A 21,908-nucleotide genomic window follows, 5' to 3' on the forward strand; every position below is an offset into this window, starting at 1 on the left:
GCGAGTTGCTCTCCAGCATTGCTCGCCTCCGCTTCCTCAGCCACGCTCATGCTGCAACCTACAACCTTCGTTCGTCGAGCAAATCTCAGCGAACGGCAACCAGGGAATTCTTGCTCTGTCTCACCTCAGGGGGGCACCGCATTTCGCTGGTTAAAACGAAAATTCGCGGCTTTTGGGCAGACATCGAAGATTTTTCGCGCCCAATTTTCGAGTTCGCTGTTTAATTCCCTGTTACTGCGAAAAGGACAGCGGGATCCGCGCTCGGCAGTCGACTACAGCGATCTTGTCAATGAGAGTGTCCTTTCTATTTCCGTCGACGCAAATCGGCGCTCGGCAAACGGCGATGTCTCCCGAAATCTAAGCAGTTCCTCTTAAAAACTGCACAGGATCTGCTGCAATCGCGCGCTCTGAGTTACGAATCGGGTTCTTTCTGAAGGTAGCGAGCACTTTAGTCATCTACATTTCGCGCGCTATCGGTGGCAAATTCAGCACTTGCACATCCAGCACATCTCGATAGCCACCGAGGGGAGAATGAAATTCCAACTTAACAAGAGATTTTTACCCACAGTGTGGGCTCTCGGGGTAGTGACCCTACTCGCAGTGAGCTCGCTCTATGCCGCACAACCGACGATCGGACCCGAAGGTGGCGACGTTCGCACCTTTGCTTATGATCCTCAAAACCCGGACCACATTCTGCTCAGCACCAGCACTGGTCAGATGTATTCGTCCATCGACAATGGAAAGACCTGGTCGCGCTTTGCTCGTATTGGCGAGAGCAGCGATTACGTTCTTGATCACATCTATTTTCATCCCAGCGATTCGCGCATCATCTACGTTGCTGCATGGAGCGTCAACGGCGAGAACGGCGAACTGTTCCGCAGCGAAGATGGTGGACGTAGCTGGCAGTCGCTCCGGCAGATGAAGGGCAAGTCGATTCGCTCGCTGGCGATCGCTCCTTCGAATCCGCAGATGCTCGTTGCCGGCGCGCTCGACGGCGTCTATCGCTCGAACGACGGCGGACACAACTGGGCTCGCATCTCGACTGAGCAGATTCACAACGTTCAGTCGCTCGCGATCGATCCGAAAGATTCCAACGTGATCTATGCGGGAACCTGGCGTCTGGCCTTCAAGACCAGCGATGGCGGCGAGAGCTGGACCAAGCTCGCCAAGGGCATGGACGAAGATTCCGACGTCTTTTCGATCGCAATCGATCCGAAGACTCCGGCCACGGTTTACGCCAGCGCCTGCACTGGCGTGTATAAGAGCGTGAACGGTGGACAGATTTTCCGCAAAGTGGAAGCGATTCCAGTGAACTCGCGCCGCGTGCGCGTGATCAAGGAAGATCCGAGCAATCGCAGCGTGATCTACGCGGGCAGCACGACTGGCCTGTGGAAGAGCGTGAACAGCGGTTTGACCTGGCGTCGTGTCTCGGCTGCGAATCTGATCATCAATGATGTGATGATCGATCCGCGCAATTCCAAGCGCGTTCTTCTTGCTACCGATCGCAGCGGCGTTATGGCCAGCAGCGACGGCGGACTCACCTTCTTGTCTTCTAACAACGGCTTCGCGCATCGACAGATTCGCGCGGTGCTCGTCGACAAGTCCCAGAACGAAACCATGTATGCCGGCGTTGTGAACGACAAGTCGTTTGGCGGCGCCTTCATGTCGGCCGACAACGGCGCGCACTGGTCACAGCTCAGCCGCGGCCTCAACGGCAGCGACGTCTTCGCTCTCGCGCAGGACGGCAACGGCCAGCTCGTCGCCGGAACCAATACGGGAATCTATCGCATGGATGCTGCAACCCGCACGTGGAGCAACGTATTCACGACCGCGGCGTGGCGTCCCGATGTAACCGATCTTCGCATCGATGGCGAGAATTGGTTTGCGGGTTCCACTTCGGGACTCCTCTATTCTCATGACAACGGACGCTCGTGGCAGGTTCAGCGCAACACTGGCAAAGAACCAATCGCGATCGTTCGCAGCAGCGCGAATCGCATTGCCGCAGCTGGATATCGCACGATCATGACCTCCAGCGACGGCCGCAGCTTCGCTCAGATGCCTGCTCCTTCGGTTTCCGTGATCACGGGAATGCTCCTCGATCAGGATTCAGCTCTTTGGGTTTCATCCCCCGAAGGCCTGTTCCGTGAGAAGTCAGTGGGCGGATGGGAGTCAGTGAAGACCAACCTGCCTGATCACAGCATCAAGGCTCTCACCTACGACCAGCGTACGCGTCGTATGTACGCAGTCGTGGATTCGTCGAACGAAGTGTTTGCCAGCAACGACGGCCGCCACTGGACCTCGGTCTACGAAAGCGGCTATCAGGTGCAGGAACTCGTGCCCGCAGGCAACAACCTGCTGGTGGTCACGAAGTACGATGGCATCATCAACTCCGACGCCAGCGACCTCAATGCGAAGCTGAGCGCCAACATCACCAAGTAAGATTTGCTGATTAAGTTTCCGAGGCGGGACCTGACCAGGTCCCGCTTTTTTCTTCGTGTCGACGCCTTTCGATCAAGCCAAAGGCTATTCGTGTCGCAAAGCCACTATCGGATCGAGGCGCATTGCTCGTCTCGCAGGAATCCAGGATGCAGCAATCCCGACGAGCATCAGCAAGACTACAACGGTGGCAAAGGTGACAGGATCGTAGCTTCTGACGCCGAAAAGCTGGCTAGCCATAAGACGCGTTAGGCCCAGCGAAGCAATAATTCCAATCAGTGCGCCCAGGGTTGTCATCCTTGTTCCATGGGTGAGCACGAGGTGCAGGATATCCCGCGGCTGAGCGCCCAAGGCCATGCGCACCCCAATTTCCTGCGTTCTCTGGCTCACCAAGTACGAAATCACTCCGTAGATTCCAACGCACGCCATCACCAGCGCAAGCCCCGCGAAAATCGCCAGCAGGATCATCGAGAATGTTCGTGCGGACATCGAACTCGACCAGAGGTCTTCCATGGTTTGAACGTTGTAGATCACTTCACCCGGATCGAGATCTCTTATCGCAGCGCGAACCTGGCCTATGATCGCCGCTGGATCACCGTTCGTCCGCACCACTACGGCTACTCCGCTTGCTACCAGGGGCATAACCTTCTCGGGAAGCTGCATGAACGGGTAGAAGAACTGCGCTTCGATGACGGATTTCTCGTCGGCGCCAGGTCCCCACTGCTTCACGTGTCCGACTACGCCGACGATCTCAGCCTGTACGTCGAATTGCTCCAGGTTCACGCGCTTTCCTACTGGATCCTGATTAGGGAAGTAAGTACGCGCAAAAACGTCGTCGATGTCGATCACCTTGGGCGCCCGCTCATTGTCTTGCGGCGTGATGAATCTTCCGCGTTCGAGAGTGATTCCCATGGCTTGCTGGAAGCCTGCCTCGACAAGGTAGAAGATTGCCGGATGCATGTCATTGTCGTGTGCCGGCTTAGGCTCGCCTTCGATCCAGAATGGCAACGAGGAATCGTGAATCATTGGCCTTGAGCCCAGCGTTACCGATACGGCTTGTACTCCGGGAAGAGAACGTAACTTGTCGTCGAATGCGCGCAAGCGAGCGCGCGTATCGGCGGAGGTGGTTGTAGGTGTTGACGGCAGAGTGACACTGAATGTGATCGCGTGGCTCGGATTAAAACCGGGATCCACGCGCCACAGTGCCGCAAGCGTTCGTACCATCAATCCTGCGCCGACGAGCAGAATCAGCGCCATTGCTACCTCGCTAGCGACGAACATGCCATGCACACGATGACGAGCTCCGGTCATGGAGCGGCCACCCTCGCTCATCGTCTGTTGCAGGCTTACTTGGCTGCCTTTAAGGGCGGGCGTGAGGCCGAACGCAATTCCCGAAAGCAGGGAAACGGCGGTCGTAAACAACAGCACTCGCACATCGATGTGTATCTCAGTCGCTCGCGGAACAGCCGCAGGCAGTACGCCTGGCAGTGCCCGCGTAGTCCAAAATGCAAACAACAGGCCCAGTACTCCCCCAAGGCTCGAAAGCAGGACACTCTCGGTGAGAAGCTGGCGAATAATGCGCGCTTGGCTCGCCCCCAATGCCGCGCGGACCGCAAACTCTCGAGACCGTCCTATGGATCGCGCCAGAATGAGGCTCGCGACGTTCGCGCATGCGATGAGCAGAAGAAATCCCACGGCAGCCTGAAGCACGAGTAGCAACGGTTGAATATCGCCGACGATATCTTCCTTCATCGCAAGCAGGGTGATGCCAAGGTCTTTGTCCGCTTCCGGATATGCTGCTTCCAGCTTTCTGGCGATGGCATCCATTTCAGCCCGCGCCTGCGCGAGTGTCACTCCGGGAAGAAGGCGGCCGAAAGGACGTGCGCCGACTGAGATGCGGCGGTCTCGAAATGAGGAATCTCTCCATTGACCGATGGGCGTGTAGACATCTCGACTGTTGCCGTAGAAAGTGAAGCTCGCGGGGACCACGCCCACAATCTCGTACGACGATCCGTTCAGCGTTATCGTTTTGCCGATTACCTCGAAAGAGGATCCAAACTTTCTCTTCCACAACCCTCCGCTGATGACTGCCACCGGCGACGCGCCGGGTTGATCGTCATCGGCCCTCAAGTCTCTTCCCAGAATGGGATTCACCTCCAGCGTTGAGAAGAAACTGGAGGAGATCATGTAGCCGGTCAGGCGCTCGCCTTCGCCGGTGCCCGTGAGGAGGTAGTCCTCGTTGCGGTAAACAGCCATCGACGAAAACAGCTTCGATTCGCGCTGCCAATCGAGGAAGTTCAAATAGGAGATTGGCTGCTTATCGGATCCTGGGGCGTGTCCATACCGCCCGTAGAGGGCCACGAGTTGTCCTGAGTGGTGATAAGGCAATGGGTTCAGCAGAACACCATTCACAACAGAAAATAACGCAGTGTTCGCGCCAATGCCCAGAGCGAGAGTCAGTGCCGCAATGCACGTGAACCCCGGCGATTTCTTCCACATCCGAAGAGCAAGGCGTATGTCTGACATGACGGTATTCATTTGCCACCTTCAACTAGTAAGTCACAACGCCGGGCGAATTCTTTTGGCCGAATCCGCGGAGGTGGATAACCCCGCCCCGTGGATATCCATTCATTATCGACACAAGCTTTCCAACTGAGTCGCCGCAGCTGGACGAGATGGCAGCGGCAAATGCCGTTCCGCCATCGCTCGTTCCAGGGAATCGGGAGCGGCGAGACGGAGATCTACGGAAGACCGATAGAATTCGTCATTTTCGGCGTCCTGAAGCGTGACAAATTGGAATCCTTTCGATTTGTAAAGGCTCAACAGCTTAGGAAGCATCTCCGCGTCGAATGCCCCTATGTGCATGAGGAGTACATAAGGAATGTCGCGTCCGAACAATTTCTGTGACAAGCTTCGATAGTAGTCGGCACTCTCGTCTGCGGCTTTGAGATAACTCTCCCCGAGTGCAGCAATTGCTGCAGCATCTCCTTTGGCTTTGCAGCGTGCGTAGGGTTCGTTCCATTCATAGTCGGCAAAGCTCATCGTGACTGCAGCGACCTTGTATCCATTCTCAGAGAGAAATTCCCGAAACGCTGTTCTTTTTTCCGGCGTCTCTCCTTCCGCGAGAAACGGATACCGAAACCAGTGCCAGTCCGCGCCTTTCATGCGCTCACTCAACACCGGCTCGTTTCGCACGACATCCTGCTCGAAGTCGCTCGCCGAAGTCTGATTCAGGTTCAGATGTGACCAGCCATGATTCCCAAGCGGATTGCCGGTCTGGCGCCACGCGTCGAGCACCGCTGCGTCTCCAGGATTCTTGCTGATCGCGACGCCGTTTACGAAGCCGTAGATCGGCGGCAGCTTGGCGTCGTGCATCGCTCTTAGAATTTTTGCGGCAACTTCGATTCGCGTCTCATCAGGCGGCAATGGACCATGTGCAGGCAGATCGTCAAAGGTGATCGCAAGCTGTGGCGGTTTTGAGGCTACTTGCCCCCATGCGGTGGCTATAAAAAAAATCATCCCCGAAATCACAAGGGCGGGGAGCAACCCTCGAAGATTCCGCGCCAAGCCTTTTGCCACACTCTTTATAATCTCTGGCCCCAATTTGGTCTCCTGAACTGAAATCACGCAAACACATGATAATAGGAGCGAAGACTCTGTCATCCCGCCGGGTGCGCCGCCGCCATTATTCATCCAGACGATCCGTTAATTCTGAGCCTGAGCGCTCGTCTAACAATCAGCTGCAGCTAATGCTTACCGCTGATTGCCAACTGGCGGGAGTTCAGGAACATTAATCCGGTATGCGGGTTGTGAAGAATATGACGACTGGACGCGCAACGTTGCGGGTTTCCATTTTGGTATTGTCGGCGGTTGCAGTCGTGCTGGACGCAAATGCTCAGCAGCCGACCAGCACTGCAGAAACGGCTGCAGTCGCGACATCCAGGCCTGCGACTTCCGCCTTACCATCCGCTCCAGGATCCTTAAGTGCGGAGCAGATTCGCGATCTCATCCAGAAAGTCGCTGCCAATGATATGGAGAATGATAAGCGGCAACGCGACTACACCTACATCGAACGCGATGTCGAGAACAGCCTTGATGGCAGGGGACGCACCAAATCTACGGAGACGAAAACGTACGAGGTCCTGAACATTTACGGCGAGCAGGTTCAGCGTCTGATCGAGAAGAACGATAAACCCATTTCAGAAAAAGAAGCAGCGAAAGAAGAAGAGAAAATCCAAAAGATCATCAACAAGCGCCGGAACGAATCTGAGAAGGACCGCCAGAAGCGAGAACAACGTGAGGCGAAGGACCGAGAAGAGGGCCGCCAGTTTGAACGTGAGATCGCCGACGCTTACACGTTCACTCTGCTTGGCACAGAACCGGTTGGCGGACGCGAAGCTTGGGTGATCTCAGCCGAGCCCCGTCCTGGATTTGTTCCCCACATGAAGTACGCAAATTATCTATCGAAATTCCACGGTCGCGTCTGGATTGATAAAGCCGACGTACAGATGTCGAAAATGGATATCGAGGCGCTTGACACCGTTTCTTGGGGCTTATTCCTGGCGCGTTTTCACAAAGGGTCGCATTTCATGATCGAGCAAACACGGATTAACGACGAAGTCTGGTTGCCGCGTCAACTCGATTTCAAAATCAATCTTCGGCTCGCCCTGCTCAAGAGCTTCAACATGGACGCCGAACAGAACTTCCGTGATTACAAGAAATTCCGAACTGACTCGAAGATCGTAGGCGTAGGCGAAGTACAGAATGACCACTAAAAAAATGATTAAACTAGCGTCCCGCGTGGCTTTGCTGTTCAGCTCGAGGCTCCGCAGCTTCGTAGTTACGTGACTTGTCTATCTCACCTTCAACCCATACTTCTGCGTCGTCGGCGGGACAATGCTTCATGCGCAGATACTCGACTAACTGTCCGTAGTGATCGGTCACGTGCCAAACTGAAACAACGGAAATTCCAAGCTTCGTATTCGGTCCGGCGTAGCGCCCCTCGACGCGATCGACCGCGTTTTCTGCGGTAAGTGTTGCGATCACGCGCTTCGAATAATCGAACGAGTCTTTCAGATATTTAATCAGCTCCGCCTTGCTTTTCGCCGGATCGTGTCCGCCTCGTTCGCAATCATCGGGCGGCTTCTTGCCTTCGAATTCATTGAAGAACGCGAATTGCCCGCACGCCACATGCTTCACCTGCTCACCAAAGCTGCGAGCGTCATCGAACTTTCCTGTTGTAGGAATGAAACCGTACTTGTCCTCCGGCATCGCCTCGACTACTCCGAGGAAACTGCCTTCGACGAACTTCAACGACTCTCCGACGCTATCTGCAATCGTCGTGGGAACGTCTCCCAAGAACGATCGTTGACGGCCCTTGGCTCCTGTACCCGAATCGGGTTTGTTTTGACCAGCACAAAGTGTGACGCCTACGACTAGGAACAAAACGATTCCGATTTTCATTGATCCTCCTTATCGAACGGGCGAGGTCTTCATGTAGCAATCGTTCGCGGATCGACTGACTCGCCTGATTAGCCTCAGCGAGCTTGCAGTTGACTCATACAATTCAGCGGGTATCGCGGTGACGGAAGAGTTCCCAGGGCTTTCGATTCAATGCAGCTTCCGGATGACGCTCCCGCACATGCTGGGAAAAATCTTTCATACACTTGCGTGGTCCTACTGGAGAGGAGTGGAACTGCTCCTTGCAAATTGAGCAGCGCGCGATGCTGCTGTCGGCGTCGGGAACGGGTTCGAGAAATACTTCGGTCGTCACAAGGGCATTATGCACCGAAGCGCCCGGGCTGTCGTCGCGGAACGAAAGACAGGAGACATTGGCGCGACAGACTCACGTCAGGAACCTACTTGCGCCGGTACCGGGTTATGCCGCAGTGTGGCGAGGCATTCTACTTTCTTCGGCAGGAAGGAAGATGCTGAACACGGTTCCACGATGATGTGGGCCCGTGCTGCTTTTTAGTCGAATGAACCCACCGTGTTTTTCGACGATGCCTTGCGACACCCAGAGACCGAGTCCGGTTCCTTTTTCCGCTTTCGTAGTGAAGAACGGTTCGAAGAGATGTGCGCGATGATCCGGGAGTATCCCTTCTCCGGTATCGCCAATCACGATGCGGACACCAAGCGTGCGCGAGTTGCACCACTCTTGTGATCGATACACACGAATGCGCAGACATCCATCCTTGGGCATTGCTTCTACGGCATTGCCGACGAGGTTTGAAAAAACCTGACGCAATTCGCTGGCATATCCGTGAATACTGCCGCTGAAGCGAATCTCGCGCTTCACCGCGAGATTCTTGCTGCGGATCGCACCAGCGTAGAGGAACAGAGCTGAGTCGATCAACTCTGTGAGATTTACGTCGTTCGGCGTGCCGGAGTCACGGTAGAAGGCGAGCGTTTGCCTGGTGATGTGCGCGACGCGCGAAAGCTCCTCTTGCGCGGTGTGAGCGTAATTGCGAACGATGTCCGAGATTGCTTCGGTTTCGATCAGATAAATCAGGTTTGTAAGCGCAGCCAGTGGATTATTAATTTCGTGGGCAATCGAAGCAGCGAGCCGTCCGGTGGCGGCGAGTTTCTCTGACCTGCGCAGGGCTTGCTCGGTCCGGAGGCGCTCTTCGATATTGAAAAGCGTGATCAGCAGGCCTGCTCGTTCCATATTGGGAAGTATCAGCGGGCTCACGCTCAGGAGAAGATGGATCGCTTGATTATCCCGACGGAGGCAGACTTCGGTGCCCCGGAATTCGTTGCCGGCAAGAGCCTGCTCGATGTCGAACCATCGCTCGTCCTGCTCTTCCTCGCCGGGCCGATGATGATCGATGATCTCCAGGCGAACGACATCATCGAAACGACGCAACAGCGGATTACCGGCAGATAAGCCTTCGAACGCGCGATTGCAGTGCTGGATGACGCCATTGCCGTCACACACGGCCATAGGCTCGCTGGCATGGCTGAGGATAAGCCTGGCCAGCTTGCCGTCAGAGACAATTTGTTCGTTTCGCTTCTGCTCGGAGAGATCCGTCACCACCATGCAAATCGCTCGGGCGCCGAACTCGACGCAACTGCGCGCCGAAACAAACACAGGGACCTGTTCACCACTGCTGCGGGTGAGCGTGAGCTCGCAGCGTCCGCCGGAATCGTTGCTGGCCTCACGGAAGATGGCATCGAACTGGCTGCGTTCCGATTCGGGAACAAAGCCGAAGATCGAGGTTCCAATTACCATTCCCAGAGGACGCGCCAGCAGATTGGCAGCCGCTTTGTTAGCAAACAGAATGGTTCCCGCGGAATTTACGGTGATCGCTCCTTCGTCCATTGCTTCGACGAAGACCCGGTAAGCATTCTCGGTTCCCGCGAGAGTAAAAACTTGTTCATGTCCGGTGCCCGAGACAACGATGGCATCGACTCCGCCGCCACGGATGGCGGCAAGTGTGTCCTCGCATTCCTGCAGACGCACCCGCAGCTCTCTCAGTTCTTCGGAGAGACGGTTCACTTCGGCTGCGCCAGGGTCAGTTCTTTTTTGTTTTGCTACTGCCATACGGGGTAATCGGGATTCCGAGCTTGTGCAGGACGTGAGTCGCGTCCTCGCTGATGCCGATGAAAGCGCGACGAGGAGGTGGTTCGACCTTAATCAGGCTAGGAGCGGCGATGATATTGTCCTCACGCGCCATTCCCGGCTCCTGGTAGAGGTCGATTACCTCAAACTTGCATCGTCCTTCAGGGAACATGGAAGCGACCCTGCGAACCATCTGAATCGCTTGCGATGATTTCAGAGTTGATCCAGCCACGTAGAGCCGGAGCCAGTACGCCGTCATGCCAGGCGCAACGCCATTTCCCCCAGGCTCACGTTCTTTGGCGCGGACTGCCCGTGGCATCGCTCGATTGCTCCCTCGAAATCATCTGCTTGCAGCAAAGCTTCGCGCCGGTTTCAAATCCAGACCGACCAGCACTCGCTCCGTGTTCGACAAGTCTCCGATAATCTTCTTGATCGGAGTGGGCAGGCGGCGAACCAGAGTGGGAACAGCGACGATCTGATCGCCGCGCGCCAGTTGCGGATTTTCAAACAGGTCGATGATTTCGATTCGATAGCGCCCGCCCATGTGCTTCTCGCAGAGCTGCTGAAGATTGCTGAACGCTGCGATTGAATTGGGCGTGTTGCCGGCGACGTAGAGGCGCAGCTCCCATTCCATAACTTTTTCCTTGGTGCCTCGCTTTGATGTCTCGCTGCGCCGACCAGCGCTTCCATTTCTAGAGCTCTGGGTGCGCCTGGTTTTTGAACTCTTCTTGTTCTTACTCATCGCGCTTTCCTTCGAGTTCCGGCCGAGTGCGCTGCTGCCCGCGCATTTTCATCGAGCAATAACATGTGGATTCCATCATCGGTGATCTCAAATGGTTCCATCTTGCGCGAGTGCATCATGCCGCGTGATTTGAGCAGATGGATCGCGCGTTGCCGTTCGGGCGCCGCCGTGCTTACATCGCGAACCAGGATGTCCATTTCTCGCAGCAAAATCCACGTGTCCATCAGCGAGGAGATTCCGACCGCTGTCTCTTCCACCATTCCCTTGATGGTTAGATTTGTAAATAACGCCGTGATGTTGTTGATTTTGAGGAAATCGATGAGGCGCGTGAGCATCGACTTCACCGCCAATGCCTCTCCAACCGACACCAGGTTCGTGATTGGGTCCACGACAACGATGGCCGGCTTAAAGGCCACGACCTCGCGATGCATCCTCGCCAGGTGGCCTTCAAGGCCTGTGCTGGTTGGACGCGATGCGTCGATGCGTAGCAGGCCGCGATCCATCCATGGCTCCAGATCGAGGCCAACCGAGCGCATGTTGCGCAGAATCTGGCTCGGCGACTCCTCAAAAGCGAAGTAGAGGCAGCGTTCTCCGCGCTCCGAGGCAGCATTCGCAAAATGCGCGGCAAAGCTTGATTTGCCAGTGCCTGCGGTTCCCGAAATGAGAATGCTGCTGTTGCGGAAAAATCCTTTTCCTCCCAGCATGCGATCGAGTCCCCGCACGCCGCTGGAGACACGATCGGTGGATGCCAGATGCGTGAGTCCGACCGAAGTGATTGGCACTACCGAGAGCCCAGTTTCATCGAGCAGGAACGGGTACTCGTTGGTTCCGTGCGCCGAACCGCGATATTTCACCACGCGCAATCGCCGCGTCGAAACCTGTTCGGTTACCCGGTGATCGAGGCGAATCACGCAATCAGCCACGTACTCTTCCAGCCCATATCGTGTGAGAGTGCCGCCGCGTGCGCCAGTCTCGGCAGTGATGATCGTCGTGACGCCCTGTTCTTTCAGCCAGCGAAACAGCCGCCGCAGTTCGGAACGGACAATTGCTTCGTTGGGAAGTCCCGTAAACAAGACTTCAACAGTATCGAGTACCAATCGTCTCGCACCGATGCTTCGAATGCCGTGCTCAATACGCACAAAAAGCCCGGAGAGATCGTACTCGCCGGTTTCCTCGAACTCATGGCGCGCGATCTGCACGTGATCGATCACCAGCATCTTCTTCTTTTCCAGCCCAACCAAGTCATAGCCCAGTGACGCCATGTTTTGCGCAAGTTCTTCTGCGTTTTCCTCGAAGGAAATGCAGAGGCCTGGCTCGTTGAACTCCAGCGCGCCGCAAAGGAGATACTTCATGGCAAATAGGGTTTTTCCGGATCCGGGGCCGCCACACACCAGAGTGTTTCTGCCGGTGGGGATTCCGCCGTTAGTGATCTCGTCTAAGCCTGCAGTGCCGGTGGGGGTTTTCTTGACGAATTCCTGCTCGTGCAGGAGCTTGCTGGCGACTCTTGTACGTGGGTTGCCGTCGTTCTTCATCTCGTTTCGCTCGCACACAGACTGCGTCTGGAAAGCAGGAAGCGTATGTCCTGCCTTCGTGCGGCGCATCGTTCAGTCATCAAACGTGCCCGCATGTCCGCAGCTTTTTGTTTGGGGCCCACTACCAATTACAGAAAAGAAGATGCTGCATAGGGCAGAAAAAGTTGTATGATAGTAACGACGTTAGTACCGATGTTATAGGCCATGCATGCCGTCGAATCGCCTTAAACTGGTTGAGAAAGAGCTGAACTTCGAGACAGTTGGAGTCACCGACGTTCCGCATGAGCGCAAAGGCAAACACAACGCGCTCATCAGCCGCATCCTTCATGATTTGCAGAGAATTCAACCTGGAGTTGCGCTAAAGATTCCAGTCGCGGTTTTGGGGTCGCAGAAGGTCGAGAATATCCGCGCGGCATTGGCGCGGGAAATCAAGAAAACAACGCTCAAGATTGGGACTTCGATCGACGACGATTATTTCTACGTTTGGCGCAAGAAATCATAAGAATCGCGCCGCTCGCGCTTCCTTAATTCCTCAAGCGAGAGCGGTTTTTCCCAGATGAACCGGTTGCGCTCGGCGCGCGTCATCTCTCTTCCAAATGCGGCTTTGAATAACCGTTCGGGCGCGCTTAACGTTTGCCTCGAAGAAGGTTTTCTCGTTTGCGGCATACAGACATTGTATGCCTCAGAGAGACTTTGCTGCACGTGGAGAGCACGGGTCTCAGCCGGTGCGTCGAAAAGAGTTTCTTCGGTCTGGGCGCTTGGCCCGCATTTCGTTGGGTAATATTCCGTTCACCGCTTCTCATGGACAACTCAAACAATTTATGTGTAATCGAATTGTCTTCCCCGAGTATGTCAGAGACCAGAGTACTAAAATAGGAATTACTAAAATAGGAATAATCTTGCGTCGGACGCACGACTGCACCTGTGCTCTTCCAGGGAGGCGTGAAGATTTTAAATTCGGTCTAATGTCAACATTCTTCGGAAGAACTTACGCCTGCGGTACTTCTACTTTGGCCACGAGCGTGCCGATCGCGTTGCTGCGATGGTCGCGCACTCCCATTTTGAGAACGTACTTGCCGGGGGGCAGGCTGACCGTCTGACGGTAGCGCAAACCGTGGGTCATTATTTGCTTATAGGTCTCGGGTTTTAGTTGCGTGCTGATGAGATCGGCGTTGGTGGAACCCACTGGTTTGCCCTTCAGGTCATAAATGCGCGTAAGGAACTCGATTTCCGCGTGCTCTAGGCCGTTTTGCGGCTCGAAGTTGATAGCTTGCGGTACAACGCTAAAATCGAGCGAAAGCTCTTTGTGCTCTTTATCGGGCGGAGTCACGCGCACGAGGAACGGAAGCGCTGTGCTCGTGGGAGCGTCCGGGGCTAATGAGCGCAGAAAATCGTTGCGAGCGGTTTTCTCATCTGGTGGCTGGGTGTCCGTCGCGAAGTAGCCTTTCCTGTAACGGGACTGCAGGCCCTTGCGGTCAAGTTTTACTTCGATTTTGCGGAACTTGCCATCGTTGCCCTTGTCTTCGGGATAGTAGGCCAGCGTGTAGTAAGTCGAGCCCTCGGCGACACTGAGCCCAATGGCACGATCGATGTCATTGCGGTTGTAGAAGGCGCGTCCGCCGGTCTGGCTGGCGAGCTCGTTCATCGCGTCGTGGGAGGCAGCCAGTTGTGCGCTCGCGCGTTGCATCTGCTGCATTCCCCGCATCCCTCCTCTCGGCCCGGCAAGAGAAGCACCACTCTGCGAAGCGTCGGGCATGAAACTCCCAACCAGCCCACGTGCATCCACTGGATACACAGCAATCTGCTCGTTGGCAAACACAGTTGCAGTGTTGCGCAGATCATCGCCGTATTGGCGCGCGACGTTGAACGGATTGCTCGAAGTCTCGTCGGGGAAGATCGTCAGCGGGAACGAACCTGAAAGCCATACGAGATTCTTCCGCCCTGGATAGCCGGCGATGTTGTGTGCCAACTCTTTCATGGCGTCGAGTGTGATACGCACCTGCAGGTCGCGCTGATATGCCTGCTGCTCCGACTCGAATTCCTGCATTTGCTGCGCCATCTGCGCGATGCTCTGATCGCTCGAGTCTGGATCCAATCCGGGGAACTCGTCGCTTAAGTCCTGCTGGTCCTGATTAAACATCGAGCTTTGCAGTGTGATTTTTTTCAGCGCTTCATGGAGCAGGTCGGGATCGCTGGTGAAGTCCTGAATCATGCGCAACCGCCTGCCCAGCGTGTAGATGGCCACGTTGCGTCCAGGCTCGAGGTGTTCGAGGTACTTCACAAGCTGCTGACGCATGTAGGGCTGATCTTTGAATGGCGTGTTAAGACCATCGATCAGCAGGATTGTCGGCGGACCCACTTCGCCGTTGAGATTGCGCAGGTTTGTGAAAACGCCCGGAGCCAGCGTGAATGGCTTATAAGCTGGTTTTCCCGGAACGGGAGGAGGCGGTGGAGGCTGAAACGCGAAAGCAACGATCTTTTGTGGCTTGCCGTTTTCCTTCACCGCGAAATCGGCTTGCTTCAGATCGGTAACTGGCCGTCCGTAGCCGTCGGTTACGACTACATCCACTAAAACCAGCCGCGTTGTTACCTTCAGGACGGGAGGATTCGCCGACTGAGTTTGCTGGCTAGTGGAGTTCGGGGCGGACGAACTCTGGCTAGATGTCGAAGGGTTATTCGGTGCGGTCGGCGCTGCGGACTGGCTTTGCTCAGTTGCAGTCGCCGGCGTCATGGTTGATGATCTCCCCGCAGTAGTTCCATTTTGAGACGTGCTCTGGGCTTGCGTCGACGGAGAAGGGGTTTGCTGACCTGCGGCAACGAAAGTCGCAAGCAGGACGGGAACGACCAACCGCATAAATACTCCTGAGTTAGAACTCTGAACCAGAGTAGCTTACCTCGGTTCGCGAGAATGTTTGCGCTATTTGCATGCATTCGATGGAGAGCTACTTGGCGTAAAAGCAAATGTAAAAAGGCGAGACCTGCGGCCTCGCCTTTCAACCGTTTACGCGCATTGATTACTGTGGCTGCGCACTGGCGGAAGCGTTATTCGCAGGAGCGGTTGCTCTGGCGCTGGCGCGTTCGGCAATGATGTGTTTCGCGTTGTCTGCCAGTTCCTTCGCCTGCGGCAGCAGTTGCAGAGCTTTGATCACCTGCGGATCGCTCTCCGCCTGGACCTTCAGACCTTCCTGCTGTCCAAATTCGGAGACGAACAGTTCCGCCTTGATGTGCGACGAGACCCAATCCTGCTCCGCTGCGAAATCCGCTTCGGTGTAGGGAATCTTTTCTTCGTCGAGGAACTTGCGGAAGTCCTGAAGCACGGCTTCGTTCACCTGGAAGTCTTTGTTGATGTGGCGATTCAGCAGGTACTTCTTCGTGAAGTTGAAGAACGCGTAATGCTGCAGGAGTTCGTCGTCGAAGCGCGTCGGCTTAGGCGTGGGAATCTTCACGTCGGGCGTGATTCCGCCACCGCCATACACAGTGCGTCCACTATCGGTCAGCTTAACTTCTTTGCCTGCGGTGGTTTCCTGATCGTCGTGGTTGTAGTAGTAGTCGTAGAGCGAAACACCGTTATAGTCGCGCTGGATGAGGCGTCCGCTGGGCGTGTAGTACTTGGCTGTAGTCAGAGCAAGGCCGGTGTTTTCAGATAACGGATAAACCGTCTGAACCAGACCTTTGCCGAAGGTGTTTTCACCGACTACCAATCCGCGATCATGGTCCTGGATCGCTCCGCTGACGATTTCAGCAGCGGAAGCAGTGCCGCGGTTCACCAGCACGACCAGGGGGTAATCCTTGCCGCCATTGCCGTGCGCCGCACGATAGACCTTCTCAGGCGAATTGCGTCCATGGTGGGAAACGATCACCTGGCCTTTGTGCAGGAACTTATCGGCAACGCCGACGCCTTCGCTCAGCAGTCCGCCAGGATTTTGCCGGAGATCGAGAATGAGCCCTTTGATCTCACCTTGTGACTGGAAGTTATCGAGTGCCTGTGCGACTTCGTGCTCCGTGGTCTCGGTGAATCCGTTCACGTGCATGTAGCCGATGCCCGGACGAATTTCGAACGCGAGATCGACGCTGTAGCGCGGAATCTCGTCGCGAACAACGGTGAACTCGATCGGCTTGTCCGCGCCCTCACGAATAATCGTGATATGAACGGTCGTGCCTTTAGCGCCTTTAAGCAGATCGGCAACTTCACTCGTGGTCATGTTGTCCGTGGCATGGCCATCGACGGCGGCGATCACGTCGCCGGGACGAATACCGGCTTTGTACGCCGGCGTGCCCACGAACGGCGCAATCACGATGACTTTGTTATTACGAGGTCCAACCGACATGCCCACGCCGTAGTACTTGCCGCGTTGATCTTCGCGCAGCAGCGCGTACTGCTTGGGATCGAAGAAGTTCGAGTGCGGATCGAGCACGCGCAGCATTCCCGGAATGGCACCGTTGTAAATGGCCTTATCCGGATTGACCGGCTCGGCATAGTTCTTCTCGACCAGGTCGTAAACCTGCGTAAATTCCTTCAGGTTGTCGCGAATTTCGCCATCACTGGAGCCTTCGACAGCCGAACTCCGCTGTCCGAAAACGGCACCCATGAAACCGCAAAGAAGAAGAACAAATAGAACCAGGAAGAGAGAGCGACGGGAGCTACGCGCCATGCTGTTTTTAGACGTCCTTGAGCGCCGGACGGTATCAGCCGCCGCAAACCTCGGGGATGGAGACTACGGGGACGAAAATCGGCCGGAAGCCAGTATTTAGTTGAGTATAGCATCGGTTCTCCAGCTTCTCTCATGGAAAACCGACAACAAACCACCGTAGATTTGGATGCTGAGCAGGTGCTCTGGGAAGCAGGAACCCTTCCAAAGCCGGTCGTTAACGATCCCGCTTTACCCTCCCCTCCCCCTCCCCCCGTGCCCTTTCCGGAAAAAACACTCAGAAGGAACGACTTACACGCAAATTGGGAGCAATTTCGGCATTTCTAAATACAACATCTTGGGATTCCGAAACTCGAAATCCCAAAATCTTGGGATTGAGCAATTTCAAGTCTGCTCGAATTCCGTGCTTTTCGGGAGCAAGCCCGCAGCTCCATCGAGATCCCTGGATGCTGCCCGTCGCCCGTGCTTAAAACCAAATTCGCCATGCTTCCTTGCTATGACGGAAACACGCACAAGTCAAGGTTTGTACCGTCGCTCGCTGTGGAAATCTGCGAGACGCCCCACTCTTTACTTCCAAGAGTTCGCCGCGCTGCTATTCAGATTTTGTGCTTCAGGGGGAATGGAATTCAGCAAACTCGGGTTCAAAGGCTTAGAAGCTCAGGAGCTTAGCAGCTCAGAAGCTGCAGTCCATTGCTCCACATCAACCTCAAGGATATGATTAACCCATGAATCTCGGTTTCCCAGAGATGATGTTCATCTTCATTCTGGCCCTCATCATCTTTGGGCCGAAGAAGTTGCCGGAAATCGGACGGCAAATCGGCAAAGGACTGGCCGAATTCAAGCGCGCCAGCCGCGAATTCCAATCGCAGATCGAAGACGAAGTACGCAAATTGGAACTCGAAGCCGACATCAAGAACACCATCGCGCCCATTTCTCTCACTGATACGGTTTCCTCCCAGCCGCCGGCGCTTACCGTCGGCAGCGCCCCGAGCGCGTCAGAGACCACAACCGCTTCTAGCGCTTCTACGCCGGAAGTAGCGGCGGCAGCAGCGCATCCGGATTACACGGTCGAGCATTTGCCGGCTTCATCGTCATTGCCCAAGGCTGATTCAGCGGCAAATGCCTAGAGACATCGAAGACATCACAGAACGAGCACGCAGCGAAGTAGTGAGCCGGGCAGAGCTTCCCGGCATGTCGCTGCTGGAGCATCTCGAAGAGCTGCGCCGCAGAATCATCTATTCCATCATTTCCGTCATCGGTGGATTCTGCGTTTGCTACGGGTATCGTGAACGGATCTATGAGCTGATGGAAAGCCCGATCACGTTTGCGCTCAAGAATCATCATCTTGATACGCAGCTCGTCTATACCAATCCCACCGATCCGTTCAACATGTATTTGAAGATGGCGCTGATCGGAGGCATCTTCGTCGCGTCGCCGCTTGTGTTGTACCAGGTATGGCTATTTATCTCGCCCGGACTCTATAAGCACGAAAAGCGATACGTAGTGCCTTTCATGGTCGCGACTGTCGGACTTTTCCTCGCCGGCGGATTCTTCGCCTACAAAATGGCTTTTCCCGCCGCGCTGGACTTCCTGGTGGGCTACAGCTCGCAGTTCAAACCGATGATTACGATCGGCGAGTACACCGATCTGTTTCTCACGCTGATCATCGGCATGGGGATCATCTTTGAGCTTCCCATTTTGGTATTCTTCCTGTCGTTACTGGGGATTGTGAACGCCAAATGGCTGTGGAAGAACCTGCGCTATTCGATCCTGATCATCTTCACGATCGCAGCCATCGTGACGCCTACGACTGACATCCTGAACATGTGCATCTTCGCCGCGCCGATGGTAGGACTCTACGTGCTGAGCATAGGCGTAGCCTGGCTGGTACATCCGAGCAGGCGCAAGGCGAGAGAGGCAAAACAGAAAACGTCGTAAATTTTCTGTCATTCCGAACGCCCGCTTTTGGCGGAGGAATCCCTATCAACATCTTATGATCTTTGCTGAGAGCATAGCCCCGGTAGGGATTCCTCTCTCCTGTTCACGCGAACAACACGCGTGAGCATCCGCTCGGAATGACAAAGCAATGGCGTAACATTGAATGCTTCAATGCGCGTGCTCATAATCTGCCTCTCCGCTTGTCTCCTAATGGCCTGCAACACAGCCAAGAGCGATGCCGCTAGCCCTCAGGCTGAAACTGCACAGCCAGCCGCTTCAAACTCAAGCACCGAGATCGGTCTCACCCAGCAGCAGATCGATTCTGCAATGGATAGCGCGCTCAAGCTCGACCCCCAACGCTGCTGGACGCTGCTAAAGCAGTTCGTCGCGATCGGCTCGCGTCCTCTCGGCAGTCCTGGACACAAGAAAGCCGAAGATTTCATCCACGCACACGTCAAAGGCGATCAGGTTGAGGATGACGCCTTTACGCAACAAACCCCGGTCGGTTCTTTCCCGGTTCGGAACATCATTGCTAAGTATCCCGGGAAGAAGCCGGGCATCGTGGTCTTCGCCTCCCATTACGAGACAAACTCCTGGCTGCCGAAAAAGTACGTGGGCGCCAATGACGGCGGCTCATCGACCGCCCTTCTGCTCGAATTCGCGAATCTGTTACGTGAGCGTGTGAAGAACGGACCCATGGAGGGATACAGCGTCTGGCTGGTATTCACCGATGGCGAAGAAGCGATGCAGCGCGAGTGGTCGAGCGACAGTCTCTACGGGAGCAAGCACCTCGCGCAAAAATGGCAGCAGGATGGAACCGCGAAGCAGATTAAAGCTCTCCTGCTCGCAGATATGCTTGGCGATGCGGATCTCAACATCGAGCAGGACGCTAATTCCTCACCGCGCCTGCAGGCCATCGCATATGTCGCCGCATCGCACTACGGCTATCAGTCGCATCTGTTCGCTCGCCAAAGCGCGATTGAAGACGATCATCTGCCATTTTCAAAAGTTGGTATTCCCGTAATGGATTTCATCGACCTCGACTACGGCTACAACAATTCCTTTCACCACACCGTCGAAGACACCATCGACAAGCTCAGCCCCAAAAGTCTCGAGATTTCGGGCGATACGATGCTGGGCACGCTGGCGCTGCTGAATGCAGGGGCGAAGTAAACCAGAAGAGCGAACACGAAGGTCACGAAGCCTGAACACTGGAGGTCACGAAGACGGACTCCGTGGCCTCTGATTTGCGACTTCGTGACCTTCGTGTTCGCTCTTCTCACGGGTCATGTTCTTCGCCCACTCCTCCAACCGTTTGCATAATGCATCGCGTGACTGCAGAGAAGCCTGGCTCATGTCGGAGATCGCTCCCCAGATAGCTGGGCGCACTCCGACGTAGGCGAGAAATCGCCAGACGCTGAATTTGCCGTTGCGACTGAAGCGGTTCATATCGGGAAGGCGGGCATCGTGGGCATCCGAGATGGCCTTGAAGCAGTAGAAAGGAAGCTCTGCTTGCTGCGCGCATTCGGCGATCGCGGCAGCTTCCATGTCAACGTAGTCGCCGCCGAATCGCTCGCCGATCTGACGCTTTTCTTCCAACCCGGCGATGCGTTCAACTGTGACGAGCGTGCCATTAGTTCCATTTCCGGAAAAGCGCTCACCCGAACTTCCGCTGATCACGACGGATGGCTCGACCACCAGTCCGCCAGATGCGGTCGGATTTAGACCGCCGGCCCACCCGACTGAGGCAACGGCACTCAACTCACCGGTAGCCAGCACAGCCCGACATGCGACTGCCGCCGAGCTGCTTCCCATTCCGGCGTAGGCGATGACCTTTTGATCATCTTCGTAGAGGCGAACGCGTTTATCGGGCAGGTACTTCAGCGGCTTCATGGTGCGAAGCATCGGATGCACTTCGCGAAACATGGCAGCAACAATTCCGACGCGTGCCATCAGTTAGCAGCTCCGAGCGCCAGAGGAACCGGCTCGCGAACGTACTGGTGTCCGATGAACCAGCCACAAGCGCGGCGCAGCGCATCTTCGACCGGCAATACGCGATATCCCAAGTCTCGTTCCGCCTTCGCGGATGATGCAAACATCTTCTTGCGGCCCATGCGGACGGCTTCAATCGTGGCGCGAGGTTCCTTGTGAAGGACGATGCCCATAAAGAATTGATCGAATGCGGCAAATCCTAACGCGACAGCATGAGGCACTTTCACTGTGGGTGACGCCAGACCGGTAATCGCCGCAAGTCTGTCGAGAATCTGCTTTAAGGTGAGGTTCTCTCCACCAAGGATGTAGCGTTCGCCCGGCGTGGCTCTTTCCAGCGCGAGCAGATGCCCGCGTGCGACTTCACGCACATCGGCTAAATTCAGTCCCGTATCGACGTATGCTGGAAAATTCCGATTCAGGAAATCCAGAATGATCCGCCCCGTGGGAGTTGGTTTGATGTCGCGCTCGCCGATCGGAGTCGTAGGATTCACCACCACCACGGGCGAGCCTGCACGTCCCGCAGCCAGTGCCACCTGCTCGGCCATGAATTTTGATTTCTTGTAGTGCCCGATCATCTGGGAGATGTCGACTGGCGTGTTCTCATCAGCGATCGTTCCGTCGGAGAAAAATCCCATGGTCGCGACAGAACTCGTGTACACCACGCGCTTCACTCCAGCCTGGCGCGCTGCGTCCATGATGGCCAGCGTTCCATCAAGATTGGCACGATACATCTCTTCCGGATTGCGCACCCAAAGCCGGTAATCGGCGGCGACGTGAAACACTGCCTCGCATCCTGACATCCCTTTGCGCAGCGACTCAAAATCGCCTAGATCGCCGATGACGCGCTCTGCGTTAAGAAAGTCGATGTTTTCGGTCCGGCTGTTCGCGCGTGCCAGAAGACGCAGTTCCGCGCCTTGCTGCTGAAGGGCTTCGGCGATATGACTGCCTAGGAATCCGGTTGCGCCTGTGACGAAGGCTTTCATGCGGTAAAGAAACCGGAGGTTAACACGAAGATCACGAAGTTGAAAGGGAAGGTCACAAACAAGGTCTTCCTGACC

The 21,908-nt window shown here is 55.5% G+C and carries 18 protein-coding genes; 7 read left to right on the forward strand and 11 right to left on the reverse strand.

The features are described 5' to 3' along the window. Both VFU50_16025 and VFU50_16030 read left to right on the forward strand, forming a co-directional pair. A partial coding sequence (locus VFU50_16025) for a hypothetical protein (protein HEU5234369.1) occupies positions 1–224 on the forward strand: 224 nt, incomplete at its 5' end. 307 nt (positions 225–531) lie between these two features. Next, positions 532–2,439 carry a transcriptional regulator gene (locus VFU50_16030; GenBank protein HEU5234370.1) on the forward strand — a complete coding sequence of 636 codons (1,908 nt, stop codon included), beginning with the start codon at positions 532–534 and terminating at the stop codon, positions 2,437–2,439. An 84-nt stretch (positions 2,440–2,523) separates the two neighbouring features. Here the strand turns inward: VFU50_16030 and VFU50_16035 are convergent, their stop codons facing one another. Both VFU50_16035 and VFU50_16040 read right to left on the reverse strand, forming a co-directional pair. Further along, on the reverse strand, positions 2,524–4,974 hold the full coding sequence (locus tag VFU50_16035; protein ID HEU5234371.1) for an ABC transporter permease: 2,451 nt from the start codon (positions 4,972–4,974) through the stop codon (positions 2,524–2,526). A 93-nt stretch (positions 4,975–5,067) separates the two neighbouring features. Continuing rightward, positions 5,068–5,955: a polysaccharide deacetylase family protein gene (locus VFU50_16040; GenBank protein HEU5234372.1), complete on the reverse strand. Its 888-nt coding sequence runs from the start codon at positions 5,953–5,955 to the stop codon at positions 5,068–5,070. 299 nt (positions 5,956–6,254) lie between these two features. On the opposite strand from VFU50_16040, the gene VFU50_16045 reads away from it, so the two are divergent. Then, the gene (locus tag VFU50_16045) at positions 6,255–7,211 is read left to right on the forward strand and encodes a hypothetical protein (protein ID HEU5234373.1); all 957 of its coding nucleotides are present in this window, start codon (positions 6,255–6,257) and stop codon (positions 7,209–7,211) included. Positions 7,212–7,224: 13 nt separating this feature from the next. Here the strand turns inward: VFU50_16045 and VFU50_16050 are convergent, their stop codons facing one another. The 5 genes from VFU50_16050 to kaiC form a co-directional block, all read right to left on the reverse strand. Further along, positions 7,225–7,899: a DinB family protein gene (locus VFU50_16050; protein HEU5234374.1), complete on the reverse strand. Its 675-nt coding sequence runs from the start codon at positions 7,897–7,899 to the stop codon at positions 7,225–7,227. 415 nt (positions 7,900–8,314) lie between these two features. Next, positions 8,315–9,934: an ATP-binding protein gene (locus VFU50_16055; protein HEU5234375.1), complete on the reverse strand. Its 1,620-nt coding sequence runs from the start codon at positions 9,932–9,934 to the stop codon at positions 8,315–8,317. Between the two features lie 16 nt (positions 9,935–9,950). Beyond that, positions 9,951–10,316, reverse strand: coding sequence for a circadian clock KaiB family protein (locus tag VFU50_16060; GenBank protein ID HEU5234376.1), 366 nt, complete (start codon positions 10,314–10,316; stop codon positions 9,951–9,953). Between the two features lie 21 nt (positions 10,317–10,337). Further along, entirely contained in the window at positions 10,338–10,739 is a 402-nt protein-coding gene (locus VFU50_16065; protein HEU5234377.1) for a circadian clock KaiB family protein, read from the reverse strand. Next, positions 10,736–12,340, reverse strand: coding sequence for a circadian clock protein KaiC (kaiC, locus tag VFU50_16070; protein ID HEU5234378.1), 1,605 nt, complete (start codon positions 12,338–12,340; stop codon positions 10,736–10,738). Before kaiC ends, VFU50_16065 begins: the two co-directional genes overlap by 4 nt. Before the next feature lie 139 nt (positions 12,341–12,479). Between kaiC and VFU50_16075 the strand changes: the two genes are divergently transcribed. After that, the gene (locus tag VFU50_16075; GenBank protein HEU5234379.1) at positions 12,480–12,773 is read left to right on the forward strand and encodes a hypothetical protein; all 294 of its coding nucleotides are present in this window, start codon (positions 12,480–12,482) and stop codon (positions 12,771–12,773) included. Positions 12,774–13,259: 486 nt separating this feature from the next. Here the strand turns inward: VFU50_16075 and VFU50_16080 are convergent, their stop codons facing one another. Beyond that, on the reverse strand, positions 13,260–15,125 hold the full coding sequence (locus VFU50_16080; GenBank protein ID HEU5234380.1) for a VWA domain-containing protein: 1,866 nt from the start codon (positions 15,123–15,125) through the stop codon (positions 13,260–13,262). 160 nt (positions 15,126–15,285) lie between these two features. Further along, positions 15,286–16,923, reverse strand: a complete 1,638-nt coding sequence (locus tag VFU50_16085) for a S41 family peptidase (GenBank protein HEU5234381.1) — start codon at positions 16,921–16,923, stop codon at positions 15,286–15,288. A gap of 722 nt (positions 16,924–17,645) precedes the next feature. Here VFU50_16085 and VFU50_16090 point away from each other — a divergent pair. From VFU50_16090 to VFU50_16100, 3 genes are all read left to right on the forward strand, one after another. Beyond that, positions 17,646–18,047: a TatA/E family twin arginine-targeting protein translocase gene (locus VFU50_16090; protein HEU5234382.1), complete on the forward strand. Its 402-nt coding sequence runs from the start codon at positions 17,646–17,648 to the stop codon at positions 18,045–18,047. Continuing rightward, positions 18,040–18,858, forward strand: coding sequence for a twin-arginine translocase subunit TatC (gene tatC / locus VFU50_16095; protein HEU5234383.1), 819 nt, complete (start codon positions 18,040–18,042; stop codon positions 18,856–18,858). Before VFU50_16090 ends, tatC begins: the two co-directional genes overlap by 8 nt. Positions 18,859–19,068: 210 nt before the next feature. Continuing rightward, positions 19,069–20,031: a M28 family peptidase gene (locus VFU50_16100; protein ID HEU5234384.1), complete on the forward strand. Its 963-nt coding sequence runs from the start codon at positions 19,069–19,071 to the stop codon at positions 20,029–20,031. 45 nt (positions 20,032–20,076) lie between these two features. Here the strand turns inward: VFU50_16100 and VFU50_16105 are convergent, their stop codons facing one another. Together VFU50_16105 and hpnA are read right to left on the reverse strand one after the other, a co-directional pair. Then, positions 20,077–20,811, reverse strand: a complete 735-nt coding sequence (locus VFU50_16105) for a hypothetical protein (protein HEU5234385.1) — start codon at positions 20,809–20,811, stop codon at positions 20,077–20,079. Further along, positions 20,811–21,833, reverse strand: a complete 1,023-nt coding sequence (hpnA, locus tag VFU50_16110; protein ID HEU5234386.1) for a hopanoid-associated sugar epimerase — start codon at positions 21,831–21,833, stop codon at positions 20,811–20,813. The genes VFU50_16105 and hpnA overlap by 1 nt, the downstream gene beginning before the upstream one ends. Positions 21,834–21,908 lie beyond the last annotated feature (75 nt).

The sequence above is a fragment of the Terriglobales bacterium genome (genome assembly GCA_035764005.1).
GTDB lineage: Bacteria > Acidobacteriota > Terriglobia > Terriglobales > Acidobacteriaceae > Gp1-AA112.